The following is a 14017-nucleotide window of genomic DNA, read 5'->3' on the forward strand; positions in this document are numbered from 1 at the left end:
CCCTCTTTTGTCATTAGTTACTTTCAGCAAGCTTGGTTGTTTGTGGATTACTTTTCAGCGTGTGATTAGCGACCAGTGGGTTAGCCCAAATTCCAATACTAAAAATATATCCAAGCGGTATTAATAGCAGTAATAGCGACATTTGTAAGCTACCTGTAAGCTCACTCATCGCACCAATAATCGGCGAAGCTAATGCGCCGCCGACAATCCCGGTGCATAAAATGCCAGAAACCGTGCCATGCCCTTTTGCAACGGAGTTTAATGCCAACGAAAATATCACCGACCACATAATTGATAAGAAAAACCCAACCGCAGGAAACGCCCATAATGCCAGCTCAGTATGTGCAAATAATGCAGTAAATAAACTAACCACTGCACCAAGGCTAAAAGTAAGTAACACATGTTTAGCATCAAAGAGTTTTAACAGCACGATGCCCAATAAGCAGCCTAATGTTAATGATAGCCAAAACTGACTCACTACCTGTGCTCCGCCTGTATTTGGGTCAAGTTGGTGATAGGTTTGTAAAAATACTGAAATTGAATTAGCCATTCCTTGCTCAAGCGCCACATAAGCCACGATGGCAAAAAAGAACTTGATCACGGTGGGATTTTTGAATAATTGTAAGCTTTGTTTGATACTGCCTTGTTGCGGGTTTTCTACTCGCATACTGTGTTTTATAGGTAATACGCTAATAACCACCAGCATCACTGTGCATAACAGTGCAAATAATAAGTACATACTTAGCCAAGTCATATCGGCGGGTACTAATTGCAATAACCAGTTTTGGCTCTGTGCTTGTGAGTCTGCTTTAACAAGCGCGCTATATACCAGCGGTGATAAGGTCGCTGCACCACCAAACATTAACTGCGCTGAGACCGAAAAAACCGCAAAATGTTTAGAGCCGCCACTAGCTCTAAGTAACGGATTTATTGCCACTTGCAACAGTGCCATGGCGGTACCAATCAAAAATAATGCTGACATTGCAACAGCAAAAATAGGCAAGCTAACAAATAACACACTGCCAAATAATGCCAATGAGAATGCTATAAGCATGACCTTTTTTTCACCTAAGCTTTGCACCAATAACCCCGCAGGGATCGACATCACTCCATACGCGATAAAAAATGCAAACGGGAAAAAACCAGCAAGGGTTAAGCCAATATTGTAGCTTTGGATCAGAGCCGGAAATATCGGCGCTAATAAATTCGTTATAAATGAAATAACAAAAAAGGTAACCAGTACCAATAGCACTATCAAATAATTTCTTTTCATCATTGCTCTACCTGAAAGTCTCATTCTAAAAATAAATAGAGTGGTGATAGTCACCTGTTTGTGGGCATACAAACAAAATGATTCAAGGGAATAATTAATCACCACTCTTAATTAGCTAAGTCTGCCATCGTAAAATGAGTAATGCGGCACTACTCTACGGCTTGCTAATACTTTTCAACTCACTTTAGCAGCAGTCTTCATTGCAAGGAGTTGCTCTGCATGTGGTTCACAGTGCTTATTACACAGTTCTTGCAAATACATTTTTGCGCCGTAACAAATTGTAATGGGAGCAGGTTCAAATGCCTGCTGGCACTGTGAGCTTTGGTAGTCCATGCCACCGAGCAAGCAATACCAACTAGGTTTAAAATAAACTTGCTGTTGGGTAAGCTTTGACAAATACGCATCAAAATCATCGCCATTAAGCCACGCTTTTAGTAAAGACTTTAAAGCACTAGAGCTGTGATTCAGTTGCTTTGCTGTAAGCCAGTATTCACTGTCGGTGCGTAAGCTAGTTGCATAATGCGCAACCACATAATCTTTAATGCCATACACTAATTGATGAAGTTGTTGATTGACGTATTCAGCTACTTTTAATGACTGTTGGTTGTTTTTTAGCTTTATTAAGGCTTGGCTAAATAACTTAATACTATGTTGAGTAACCATCAAAGATGTCGCTTCGATAGGCTCAATAAAGCTCTGCGCCAACCCTATAGCCATGACATTGCTTTGCCATGCAGACTGCATACAGCCGACTTTCATTTTTAAATGCCTGAACGCGCTATTGTGTGGATCTATGTTTAATTGCAGGGCAAGCTCATGCTGGGCTTGCTCATCAGTGATATGTTTTGAGCTATACACATAACCGTTACCAATACGGCTAGTGAGCGGAATTTGCCAAGACCAACCGGCACTTAACGCCGTAGATTGAGTGGTACATGGCATCACCACATAGCTAGAAATTGGCGTCGCCACAGCTACAGCACGGTCGTTAAGTAGTTCATCAGCAAATGAATTAAAAGGTGTACCTAGTGTTTGCTCAATTAACAGTGCATTAAAACCACTGGCATCGATAAACATGTCGCCGTTAATTTGTCGGCCATCAACTAGGGTAATATCAGCTATATTGCCCTTGTTGTTTATATTCGCGTGGCTAAACTCACCATCAATGTGTTCAACTCCATTCTCTTGTGTATAGGCTTTTAGTACACCCGCTAATTTTATGGCATCAAAATGATAACCATAAGTTTGCTCTTTGAGCATAGGTGTATGCACTTTTGGACTTAAATTTTGTTTTGCGATATGGCCTGTTAAAAAATACTCATCTGGAGCTTGCCAATCGCCATTACCGCGCCTTCGGGCATTAGCGTTTACAAAATAAACTTCGGCAGTTTTTTCATCCATGTCGCTATAAAATGGATGAAAGTAACAACGTTCATCGCCATTCCAATTATTAAAGTAAATGCCTGCTTTGTAGCTTGCATCGCACTTGGGCATCCATTGTTGTTCACTAATACCGAGTGAATCCATAAAGTTTTTTAAGTGTGGTGTTGAACCTTCACCAACACCAATACTGCCAATTTTACTCGATTCAATTACACTAATAGCTAATTCCGGATGCTGCTTTGATAAATACGCAGCACACATCCAGCCAGCGCTACCTCCTCCTAAAATAACTAATTTATTAATGATAGCCATAACTAAAAAGGCCGCCAAGTGGCGGCCTATCTCCATTAGAATTTATAACTTACACCAAGGTAATAACGTGAACCAAACTCGATAGTATTTTGCGTTAAAGCAAAGTTAGTATCGTATGATTGTACCACTTCGTTGGTTAAGTTAACGCCTTCAAGGCTAACATCTAAGTTATCCATGGCATGCCAGATGATTGACGCATCAATTTGTTGATAGTCATCGTTTTTAACTGCTTGGGCTGCACCAACACCAATCCATTCACTGCGCCAGTTATATGCTAAACGCGTGCTGATAATATCGTTCTCAAAGAACATTGATGCATTAAAACTGTTTTCAGAAACACCTGGTACCATTTCTTTTGAACCATCTGGCGTGGTTGTTTCACTGTCTACGTACGTATAGTTAGTCACCACCCCAAAACCGTTAGCAAAGCTATGCTGTAGTTGCAGTTCAATACCATTTACAGAGCCTTCACCGTTACTACGAGGACGAGTAACACGGCATTTTTCATATAGATCTGGGCTGGCGCCACAGCCATCTACAAACTCAATCGCTTCAGTCGAAAAGACAACGTTATCAATTTGTTTGCTAAAAAATCCTGCTGATGCCATAGAAGCGCTTGTAAAGTAATACTCTATAGCAATATCGCCCTGGTTAGCTTCATAGGGTTTTAGATCAGGATTTCCCCCTGTGGCGCTACCAAAACTGGCATTAATTGCTAAGCCGGGTTTTAAATCACTGTAATTTGCGCGAGACATAACTTGTGATGCTGCCGCGCGAATAATAATGTCATCCGATAAATCATAAGCAAAGTTTACGCTAGGGAGTAAGTTATTATAATCGACCGTCTCTTTGAAAACCGCGCCGTCGGCGTAGCCGCTCGATGTTTGCTCAGTCTCAACGTAACGTAAACCAATATTACCTCGGTAGTTTTCACCACTAAAATCAGCCTTCGCGTAAATGGCGATCATATCTTCATCCACTGAAAAAGTTTTACCTAAGTTAGCGACTTCGGTCAGTTCGCCAGCTGCATATTTACCGCTGATGAAATCCCACCATGTATCTGTATCAAGTGAGGCATAGGCATCAAGGGTATGACCAGAGCTTTGTGAGTGTAGCCCAGTTAATACGCCATCACTCCAATTTGATAAATTACCATCGGGAACAAAACCAAGTACTTCGTCTGGATTACGGTTAAATGCAATGCGCGAAAATTCGCTACTATTAAATTTAATGCCAGTCTTGATTGCAGTAAAGAAATTACCATCTAACTCAAATTTAACATCAGCTTGAGCATAACTCACATCATGCTCTTGCACTGTGGTATCAAAATTTGCTTCATGCGCATGTTTAAATTGCGTTGCATCTGTAGCATCTAGCGAAGTTAGCCAAACTTGATAAGGACCCGTGGCATCGTAAGTAAAGCCACCATCGGTGCTGCTTTGTCCATTAGGAAATGCAGGATCACCTATTTTACCTCCTTCATCTGAGGCTGGGATCCACCATGAAGATGCGCCAAATTGCGTGCCGCCATCTGATGTTGATTTACCAATTACACCACTGAGTTCAAAACCATCACCTTGAAACTTACCTGTTAGGTTTAGCACATCAGCTTTCATATTTACTGCGTTACGTACCACTGGATTATAAATAATAGAGGCATAAGCAGGGGTAATTGTAGCCTGCTCTGTACCACCAAGCGCATTATTAGCCACATTTTTTGAGCCTGCACCGTGAGCGCCAACTGTTAAAAAGTTATGGTTTACATGCGGGTTATCAAATTCAAAACGAAAATAATCAAGCACAAACTCAGTGTTATCAGTAGGAGCAAACTGTGCGGTTAGTTGCGCACTGGTACGTTCACGCTCTGACTTAAATGCTTGCGAGCCGATGCTCCACGCGCCCACAGTCGATTCTTGTCCTGTTGCTTGGTTTTCTGCAAAATACTCATAGTAACCGCCAATTGACTCAAGTACATGGCGCCCTGACGTTAGTTGTTCATAAGAGTACGCAGCTAAAATACCAAATTTTTCATCTTCATTTTTCCAACTAGCTAGAATTGATGCACCTGGATCAGTCTCATCATACAATGAACTTTGTGCCAACTCCGCTGAGAGCAGTAGCGTATTTGCATCTAACTCCAGAGGCTTACGAGTCGTTAAGTTAACGGTCCCTCCCAGTGCTCCTTCTTCGATATCTGCTTCCGGTGTTTTATACACTTGCACACCCGACACTTGCTCTGCTGATAACAATTCCATATTAAAAGTACGTGTCGCTGGGCCTAAGTCGTACCATGAGGTGCTTGCTACTGTTTGACCATTGAGTAATATTCTTGATTGCTCTGGTGCAGTACCACGAATAGTTACGCCACTTACTTCACCAGATTGGCGGTCAACCGTCACTCCTGAAATACGTTGTAGTGCATCACCAATGTTTTTATCCGGAAATTTACCAATATCTTCTGCGGTAATGGCATCGACCACTCCATCTGCAAAACGCTTAGTGTTCATTGATGCTTCTAAAGAGCGACGAATGCCACGCACTTCAATGGTTTCTATATCACTTTCTGCTTGAGTTTGAGTTGCAGAAAATGCCAGTGGACTGACATGTAGTGCTGAGATGCATATCGCCAATGTCGATAATTTAAGCGATGCTTTGTTGATTTTTTTCATTCCTAGTCCCCTATTTATTGTTATTAAAAGCGTTACTAGGGTATCGCGCCGTATTGGTGTTAAGCAGTACAAATAATGCCTTATCCGGTACTTTCCTATTAAAGCAATGTTAACTTTAATAACCAAAAGCCCACCAATTGTTAAAAAACAATGAATTTTAATAGATTAATACCAAAGGTGAATTGAAAATCATTACTTAGACTGCTAAATATTGCTCATTATAGGAACTAAAATAATAAATAAGGAGGTCGTAATGCGGGCAATGTGTGAAAAAGTCATTCCTAATACCAATTCATCGTGGCGCTATTGTAAATATACGCTTGATTACATTCCATTTAATTGGCATTACCATCCAGACTTTGAGATTTGCCTTACTTTAAACAGTCAAGGGGTATGCCATATTGGCGATTATATTGCGCCTTATGGCGAACTTGATCTAGTGATCCTTGGTGCTGATTTGCCCCATACTTGGCAATCGTCACCGAATATAGATAACAGTGTACAAGTTGTTCACGTTGCACAAATTCCAAAAAAATGGCTTAGTCAGCAAATTACTAGTCACCCTGAATTTGCCATACTTGAAGAGTTATTAATCGCTGCGCGACAAGGCCTTAAATTCTCGACTAAAACAGCAATGATAGCGAAATCATATTTTGAAAAAATCGAGGTCAGTAACCCTTTTGAGCAATATTTAGGTTTATTTAAATTATTGTATTTAATGAGCCAAGAAGCAGTCCCTCAGCAGCTCTCTAGCGCAGTTTTTTGCTACGCGAATCAAACAGATCCAGCAAAAGATAAATTTGATAAAGTGATTGATTATATTTATCACCATTACACTGAGGGCTTAAGCGCTGAGCAATTAGCTAACATGGCGCATATGAGCACCAACCACTTTCACCGCTTTTTTAAAAAGCGTATGGAACGCACTTTAACAGAATTTATTAACCAGTTAAGAATTGGTCAAGCTTGTAAGCTATTGATCAATACTAACCGCGCTATTACGGCTATCAGCGATCAATGTGGGTTTAAAAATACCTCTAACTTTAATCGCCGCTTTTTAACACTAAAAGGGACAACACCAAGCCAATTTAGAAAGCGCTTAAAACAAAAATCATTAGTCTGAAAGAGTAAAAAGGTAGGGCACCCTACCTTTTATAAATACCGTTACTTTTCAAGTAACCACAATGCAGGCGTGTTGGAAGGCTGCCAATTACTTTGGGAATAATGTGCTTGTAACACAGAATAAATTTTATCTTGATAACTTACAAAATTAGTCGCTTCGTATTGCCTGTTTTGTTGCCATTGAGGCGCATAATTATCAAGTGTATCAAATCGATAACCTTCTGCTCTTGCATGCTCAACAAAGCTTTTAATTTTGGGCAAGTTAATCGTCGCACCTTGCCCGCGCGGACCATCTTCAAACAAAAAGTCATGGGTGAGTATCACTACTTTATTCGCTGCTAATCCATCGCTGCAATCTAAGTTTTGCGTGCGGCTATTGACAGGATCCATTGTTTTGCCAGGGCAAGTATTGACGCTTTGATTAATGATTTCGACCATTTGAATACCATCTGCCATTGTTTCTGCTGGGTAATCAACTCCCCAGTTCACTGGGCCCCAATCAAAATCCCAACCATAAACCTTATAGTCTTCGCTTGCTAATTTATCAGATATTTTTACTGCGACTTGTGAGCTATTGTTAGAAACCTGTGGATCACAAGAAAAAGCTGGATCCCAAGGTGGTAAACTATCAGATGTTGCGCATAAACCATCACCTTTAAAAGTTTTAGTAACACGCCAAGCATTGGTATACGGCAAGCGTGCTATTGTTCTCATTTTAAAGTTTGGGAAGCTTTCTGCATTAGGTAATAACGCTAAGACCTTTTGAGTATTAAGCTCAAAGTAATCATAATCGGTGCTTACATCTTGGTAGGACTTAACTGGCCATAAGCCAACTTCGTTACAATAAACAGCACCAGAGCGCTCTCCATCCGTGCAATTATGCAACATATGGTCATAACTATGGTTAGCTAAAAGGTGACCGCTATTTAAAAGCTTAGCTAATGCTGATTGTGAGTGTTGTTCATTTTCATCGCCTTCATCATACATGTGAAAAGCATTGATAAAAAATGTCGCTTTTATTTGTGCCTCATCTAGAGCATCAATCAACCCAGATGTGGCATTAATCGGGCCATCATCAAACGTTAAATAGATAACCTTGTCGTCATCTGCAAAGCTGTAAGTTGAGTATAAACTTGCACACAATAGCGTTATTGCTGTTCTATTTTTCATTTTGTTCTCCATTAATTATCACCTAATTAATATTGCATGCTATTTAGCCATCGACTGATACAAAGCAATGCAATATAAGTATTAATCAAACAAAATGAATCTCTGTTACTTTCCTATCGCTTGCTTGGCAAACAGGTGCTTAATTGGGCCTAAGTTATCAACTAAGCTTAAACCCACACCACGTACCAGTTTTTTAAGTGGGTTAGCGCCTGCAAATAATTCTTTTAAGCCTTGCATCATGGCAATATGCTTTTGTGCATCAAGCTTGCGGGTACGCTCGTAATCACGTAATAGTCGATTACTGGCAAACTCTTTATTGTCAGCAGTTAACAGCTCAATAAGGTAAGCGGCATCTTTAAGGCCTAAGTTCATACCAAGTCCTGCTAACGGATGAATGGTATGTGCGGCATCGCCCATTAATACTACTTTGCCTTCAACCCACTTTTGCGCATAGCGCATTTTAAGCGGGAATGCTGTACGCGCACTTTGTACCTCACATAAACCGCATTGGCCATCAAGGGCTGCCATAACTGCTTTATTAAAATCGCTGTCATCCATGGCTAGTAACGTTTGGCAATGCTCAGGGCTGGTTGACCATACAATTGAGTGCGTATTGGCATCTGGCAGCGGTAAAAACGCCAGTGGTCCAGTAGGTAAAAATACTTGGCGCGCAGTATTATTATGTGGCTCAGTGGTTTTTACCGTCGCAACGATGGCGTTATGGTCATAATCTTTAAACGTAATGGGCAAATTAAACTGTTTCCGAATCGCTGAATTTGCGCCATCGGCTGCCACTAACAACTTGGCTATAACTGGCTCACCAGAGTCTAAGGTTATAAAGACGTCATTGTCACTTTGGTGTATTTGTTGATAGCGTGTATCAAACATAAGCGTTGCTTGGCTGTGTTGTTCTAATTCATTGATCAGTGCATAACGAATGATGTCGTTTTCAACAATATGACCTAAATGAGGAAGGTCCAGTTCATCGCTGTTAAAAGCAATTTTGCCAAAGTTATCTTGGTCGCGCACATCCATATGGGTATAGGAGCGTGCTCTTTGAGCAATGATCTCAGGCCACACTTGCAAAGATTCAAACAAATGTTGGCTGGCAAGGCTCAGTGCACTTACGCGTAAACCGTATTCATCGCCCGGCAATACTTGTTTTTCTGCCGCATCAATTACTACTACACTGATATTAGCTTTAACAAGTCCCAGCGCGAGGGTCAAGCCAACACAGCCGCCCCCCACAACACATACTTGTGTCTGTTTCATAGTCGTTTACCTTGTTTAACCTGACCCATTAATTGCTTAGCTAAAGGTGTTTTTAAAGAAGAACACAAATCCATGGAGAATAGACCACAGCTGCGACCAAATGCGAGTATTCGTGATGAGTTTGAAAATAACCGCACTAAAGAATCTGTTAACGTCATTACAGTGGTTATATCTTGGTTACGTTGTTTGGCATATTCACGGGTAAATAGGTAACTGCCAATTGCCAATTCGCTATTTACTAATTCACATAGAAGTTGCACATCGCGCAAGCCTAAATTAAAGCCCTGCCCTGCAATAGGATGAATCGCATGCCCTGCATTGCCAATTAGTACCGTACGGTGAGCACTTAATGACTCAGCACGGCCATACACCAGTGGATAGTTTGCACGCATGCCAACTTTAGTAAATTGCCCGCCACGATAACCAAATGCAGTTTGCAAAGCACTTACAAAAGCGCTGTCGTCAAGCTGCATATGCGCGTCAATATCGGCTTTATCCATACACCATACTAACGAGTAACGATTATTACTCATCGGGAGTAATGCCATTGGTCCATGCTCAGTAAAGCGCTCAAAAGCATGGTTATGATGACCACCTGCCACTTCAATATTGGCAATGATCGCCCCTTGTGGATAAGGCTCAGGAGTAAAATTGATCTTTGCCAGCTGGCGAGTAGCCGATTGCGCACCGTCGGCAATCACCACTAATTGGCCATTAAGTTGAGCACCTGACTGCAAAGTAATACTTGCAAAATCATGTTGATAGGTAATATCTGCAACACTGTCAGGGCAATACATGACCACTTGGGTAGCTGCAAGTTGTTGATGTAAAGCACGACCAAACGGATTTACTTCAACAACATAACCTAGAGCTGACTGCGAAAACTGTGCGCAATCGATCTGCGTTTTACCAAAGTGACCGCGATCCGACACGGTCACTTTTTTTATTGCCGCAGCAAATGAGGCATCAATATCAAAGGCATTAATGGTCTGTAAAAATTGCACCGATTGTTGTGCTAAGGCGATACTTCGGTCGTCAAAACTTGGATGGTATTCAGTGCTTGGTTGATTTGCTTCAACCACCGCAATCGTTAATTGCGGCGCATGTTTCACAAGACTCAGCGCACAACTAGCACCCGCTAAGCCACCACCGATAATAACAACATCAAACTGCTCTGCCACGTCCTGCTCCTAGCGGTTAATTGCTTGCTTTTGCATTAACGCTTCAATCTCGCTGATACTTTTTGGCACACTCAAGGTAAGATTTTCGTGGCCTTGCTCGGTCACTAACAGGTTATCTTCAATACGAATACCAATGCCCTTATATTGCTCAGGTGCTTGCGCATCTAGGCTAACATACAAGCCAGGTTCAATAGTGAGTACCATACCAGCTTCAAATGGGCGTTCTTTTTCGTCTTTTTTATAGTCGCCTACATCATGCACATCAAGGCCAAGCCAATGACCAAGGCCATGCATATAAAATGCTTTACATGCTTGGTTATCAAGTAACTCTTGTAACTCACCTTGCAAAATACCTAAATCAACCAAGCCTTGGGTGAGCACTGTCATCGCTAATTTATTAGCCTTTGATAAGCTACCACCGGGCTTTACTTCAGTAAACGCTGCTGCTTGCGCCGCTAGAACAATGTTATAAAGCTCAGCTTGAGGCTGGCTAAATTGCCCATTAATAGGGAAAGTACGGGTAATATCTGCCGCGTAACCTTGCAGTTCAGCGCCAGAATCAATCAGCACTAAATCACCGTCGGTCAGCACATCACTGTTAGCAGTGTAATGCAATATATTGGCGTTATCGCCACCGCCGACAATGGTGCCATAGGCGGGATGACGCGCACCATGCATAGCGTAATGATGATGAAGCTCGGCTTCTAGCTGATATTCGGTAGCGCCCGGCTTTGCAAACTGCATAGCACGAATATGTCCTTGGGCACTTATTTCACACGCTTGGCGCATAATATTCACCTCAGCAGGTGATTTAAATAAACGCATTTCGTGCACTAAACCACGAATATCTTTAATCGTATGTGGCGCTTTATAACCTTTTTTAGGCGCGCCACGCAGCGTATTTAATAACGCCCACACTTTATCGTCAAACTGTGGATAAGTACCTTGTGCATAAAATAAAATCTGCTGGCCGTTCACCAAATTCAATAATTGTTCAGTTAGTTCACTCAGTGCACATGTTTGGTCGAATAAATAATCTTTTTTTGCTTTTTCAAAACCAATACGACGACCATGCCAAATTTCCGCCAGCTTATCTTTGTTCAAACAAAACAGCGTACTCGGTGTATCGCTGCTTGGGCAAAGCACTAACACTGCATCGGGTTCATTAAAGCCTGTTAAGTAGAAGAAGTCGCTATCTTGGCGAAACGCATATTCAGTATCACGGCTACGGGTTACTTCACTTGCCGCTGGAATGATAGCCACACTGTTTGGTTCCATCATGGCAAGTAAACGATCTCTGCGTGCTTTAAACTCTGCTTTTTCTATATTAACTGTTGGCATTATAAACCCTGTTTGTACTGTTAATTTTAACTTAGTGAAGTGTTTTTTTAGTGCTTTTTGACGCTTGCTCTTGACCAAGTTCAGCAAAACACAACAGCGCAGAAACTCTTACATATTCAATTACTTCGTGCAATGCTTGGCTGTCTTCTTCGGTTTCATCAAACATGGTATCTAAACGCGTAATTTCACTAAAATCACTGATCACTTCTTTTACATCAGCTGATAACTTGCCATAATCTTTTTGCTTTAAGCCAAAACCAAGCATAAAGCCAGCGACCCATGATACTAAACCATTCGCTTGGTCCACTAAAGTTTCGTCATCACTCGGTAAAAATAAATCAAATTGAAACTCTTCATTGTTAAAGCTTTCTACAACTTGCTTATAAATAATGGCAAAAAATTCTTTCAGATCATGGCTAAATGCTTGGCCATCATTAAACACATCGCTTAATAAGCCTAAGTATTCTTTGGCTTCAATACTCAAGCCACAGGCTAATAATCCACTGATCACGCCGTGTGCTTCTGAAGGAGTGACAAATATTTCGTTTTTTTCCAATAGTAATTGGGCTTGTTGGTAATCTGGTAATTCGTTCATACTGAGATCTTCGCTTGGCTAATTAAGTCAATGCTACCACTCGATAAATAGCAACTCCAATGAAAAGTATGATTGAGGTCAAAAAGCAATCCAAAAAGTAAATAGCCAGTTACCAGTGCTGGAAAATCACCCGAACAGTATAATTATTTTGAATTTGGGGTGTAAGGATTGGCTTATGTCTTATATACTGAAGGTGTTCCCTAGGTTGTTGGAGCTTGGTTAAGTCCCTGAGCCGATAAATTTTATGTTAGGGTTTCTGTTCGTCTGCTATTGTGCAAGCTCGGCATGTACCGAGAAGCCTACGGCAAACCGCAGATTCCCGCCCTGAGACCTTATGGTTTCAGGACTGACACCGAGTGCCGCATACTTGGGGGACACTTCCCACTCTTTTGAACGATTATTCACACACTCACTTTCCAATATTCCAAATACCTTGACCCAAACGTATTCAATAAACTAGCCAAAGCTATTAATACCAATACTTTATAATAAGTGATCTAATGTACCTTTATTTGAAATAATGACTTAGCTTTTTATATGTTAGTTACTTCCTCAAATTAACCCTCATTTTTTCTCTTTTTGCAATACCGATTTAAGCAAATTGTTCACAAAGAGATTAAGAGGCGCTTCGCTTAAAAAGCTACGGGATAAGGTTTTTAAATTAATATATGTGACAAATGTGACGTGCGATTGCACGTGCCCAAAATATACCTGACATTAAAAATATGACTCCACATATTTTAGTTACTCATAAGTAGTTCGTTAACGATGATATTTTGCAGTTAAAAAATGGCTAAACAGAGTTTACAGAGGGTAGTGAAGAAAAAGAGGTTATCTAACTTTCTAAAATGGGCCAGAGTTAAACTTAGGCCCATAGACATTATAATTAATGTTTATTAGTTTTGAGCATTTACTAATGCATCTAACTCTTCTAGTGAAGCTGCAATTTTTACACCTGGTATATTTGTACCGATCGTTGCTTCATATGAACCTTCAACATTACTTCTAAATGAAGTGAATGTAATACGGTAAACACCACGTACAAGTGCGTCTTGTGGGTTATTTATGCTTGAGGTTTCACGTAGCAGAGAATTGTAAGAAGCACCACTTGGGTTCTTCGGTAACTCAGAGCTATCATCATTCTGCGCTAGAGTTTGGATTGCTCGTCCACCTTGCGCAATTTTTGTATTATCAATAATATCCATACGCTCTAAAGCTATATAAGTATCGAAAAATTTATCATCAATACCGTTCTTTTCAAAGTTTGCGTCCACAAAGTCACCATCTGCTGGAGTGCCAAAAGCAGGAGAGATCATTGATATGCCAATTTCATCAATTGCTGCTGGTACCCAAGCATATAAGTAATAAGCGTCTTTATTTTTATACTTACCTTGAGGCTTTACATTCTTATCAACATAGCCAAAATAATTTACGTATTCAGCATAAGGTAAACGGGCTTCTAAACCGGCAACACCTTCTGAAATAGAACTTTTTAAATGTGGGCCTGTCGACATACAACCACAGAGGCATGCAACAGCTATAAATGGTAGGATTTTTCCAGTAAACTTTAATTTCATAATTGACTCCATGTCACTATTTTAGATAAAGAGAGCGAATTATATGCAGATCTGTACCTATGTCAACAAAATGTAAAACTTCATTTACTGAGTGGTACTTAAGTTATGTCCTTAGAACTAAG

The 14017-nt window shown here is 40.7% G+C and carries 10 protein-coding genes and 1 other RNA gene; 2 read left to right on the forward strand and 9 right to left on the reverse strand.

Going from position 1 to position 14017, the window contains the following annotated elements; all coding sequences use genetic code 11:
- Window positions 1-13: 13 nt before the first annotated feature.
- From J7338_RS06840 to J7338_RS06850, 3 genes are all read right to left on the reverse strand, one after another.
- Window positions 14-1273 carry an MFS transporter gene (locus tag J7338_RS06840; RefSeq protein WP_210796386.1) on the reverse strand — a complete coding sequence of 420 codons (1260 nt, stop codon included), beginning with the start codon at window positions 1271-1273 and terminating at the stop codon, window positions 14-16.
- A 174-nt stretch (window positions 1274-1447) separates the two neighbouring features.
- On the reverse strand, window positions 1448-2968 hold the full coding sequence (locus J7338_RS06845; RefSeq protein WP_210796339.1) for a tryptophan halogenase family protein: 1521 nt from the start codon (window positions 2966-2968) through the stop codon (window positions 1448-1450).
- Window positions 2969-3003: 35 nt separating this feature from the next.
- On the reverse strand, window positions 3004-5637 hold the full coding sequence (locus tag J7338_RS06850; protein ID WP_215909025.1) for a TonB-dependent receptor: 2634 nt from the start codon (window positions 5635-5637) through the stop codon (window positions 3004-3006).
- 253 nt (window positions 5638-5890) lie between these two features.
- On the opposite strand from J7338_RS06850, the gene J7338_RS06855 reads away from it, so the two are divergent.
- On the forward strand, window positions 5891-6760 hold the full coding sequence (locus J7338_RS06855) for an AraC family transcriptional regulator (RefSeq protein ID WP_210796340.1): 870 nt from the start codon (window positions 5891-5893) through the stop codon (window positions 6758-6760).
- A gap of 41 nt (window positions 6761-6801) precedes the next feature.
- Here J7338_RS06855 and J7338_RS06860 read toward each other — a convergent pair whose 3' ends face one another.
- From J7338_RS06860 to J7338_RS06880, 5 genes are all read right to left on the reverse strand, one after another.
- The gene (locus tag J7338_RS06860; protein ID WP_228732937.1) at window positions 6802-7929 is read right to left on the reverse strand and encodes a polysaccharide deacetylase family protein; all 1128 of its coding nucleotides are present in this window, start codon (window positions 7927-7929) and stop codon (window positions 6802-6804) included.
- A gap of 105 nt (window positions 7930-8034) precedes the next feature.
- Window positions 8035-9201 carry an FAD-dependent monooxygenase gene (locus J7338_RS06865; protein WP_210796342.1) on the reverse strand — a complete coding sequence of 389 codons (1167 nt, stop codon included), beginning with the start codon at window positions 9199-9201 and terminating at the stop codon, window positions 8035-8037.
- A complete protein-coding gene (gene ubiH, locus J7338_RS06870) occupies window positions 9198-10382 on the reverse strand; it encodes a 2-octaprenyl-6-methoxyphenyl hydroxylase (RefSeq protein WP_210796343.1) in 1185 nt (394 codons plus the stop codon). Before ubiH ends, J7338_RS06865 begins: the two co-directional genes overlap by 4 nt.
- 9 nt (window positions 10383-10391) lie before the next feature.
- Entirely contained in the window at window positions 10392-11723 is a 1332-nt protein-coding gene (gene pepP / locus J7338_RS06875; RefSeq protein WP_210796344.1) for a Xaa-Pro aminopeptidase, read from the reverse strand.
- A 31-nt stretch (window positions 11724-11754) separates the two neighbouring features.
- Window positions 11755-12318: a UPF0149 family protein gene (locus J7338_RS06880; RefSeq protein ID WP_210796345.1), complete on the reverse strand. Its 564-nt coding sequence runs from the start codon at window positions 12316-12318 to the stop codon at window positions 11755-11757.
- A 194-nt stretch (window positions 12319-12512) separates the two neighbouring features.
- Between J7338_RS06880 and ssrS the strand changes: the two genes are divergently transcribed.
- A non-coding RNA gene (gene ssrS, locus J7338_RS06885) (6S RNA) lies at window positions 12513-12696 on the forward strand.
- 518 nt (window positions 12697-13214) lie between these two features.
- Here the strand turns inward: ssrS and J7338_RS06890 are convergent.
- Window positions 13215-13895: a LipL32 family surface lipoprotein gene (locus tag J7338_RS06890; protein ID WP_210796346.1), complete on the reverse strand. Its 681-nt coding sequence runs from the start codon at window positions 13893-13895 to the stop codon at window positions 13215-13217.
- Between the last annotated feature and the right edge of the window lie 122 nt (window positions 13896-14017).

Source organism: Pseudoalteromonas ostreae (assembly GCF_018069805.1).
In the GTDB taxonomy this organism is placed as follows: Bacteria; Pseudomonadota; Gammaproteobacteria; order Enterobacterales; family Alteromonadaceae; genus Pseudoalteromonas; species Pseudoalteromonas ostreae.

What these genes read in the sequence shown, in the direction of transcription:
- J7338_RS06840 (WP_210796386.1), bottom strand. Translation starts at nt 1,273, where the DNA reads ATGAAAAGAAATTATTTGATAGTGCTATTGGTACTGGTTACCTTTTTT.
- J7338_RS06845 (WP_210796339.1), bottom strand. Translation starts at nt 2,968, where the DNA reads ATGGCTATCATTAATAAATTAGTTATTTTAGGAGGAGGTAGCGCTGGC.
- J7338_RS06850 (WP_215909025.1), bottom strand. Translation starts at nt 5,637, where the DNA reads ATGAAAAAAATCAACAAAGCATCGCTTAAATTATCGACATTGGCGATA.
- J7338_RS06855 (WP_210796340.1), top strand. Translation starts at nt 5,891, where the DNA reads ATGCGGGCAATGTGTGAAAAAGTCATTCCTAATACCAATTCATCGTGG.
- J7338_RS06860 (WP_228732937.1), bottom strand. Translation starts at nt 7,929, where the DNA reads ATGAAAAATAGAACAGCAATAACGCTATTGTGTGCAAGTTTATACTCA.
- J7338_RS06865 (WP_210796342.1), bottom strand. Translation starts at nt 9,201, where the DNA reads ATGAAACAGACACAAGTATGTGTTGTGGGGGGCGGCTGTGTTGGCTTG.
- pepP (WP_210796344.1), bottom strand. Translation starts at nt 11,723, where the DNA reads ATGCCAACAGTTAATATAGAAAAAGCAGAGTTTAAAGCACGCAGAGAT.
- J7338_RS06880 (WP_210796345.1), bottom strand. Translation starts at nt 12,318, where the DNA reads ATGAACGAATTACCAGATTACCAACAAGCCCAATTACTATTGGAAAAA.
- J7338_RS06890 (WP_210796346.1), bottom strand. Translation starts at nt 13,895, where the DNA reads ATGAAATTAAAGTTTACTGGAAAAATCCTACCATTTATAGCTGTTGCA.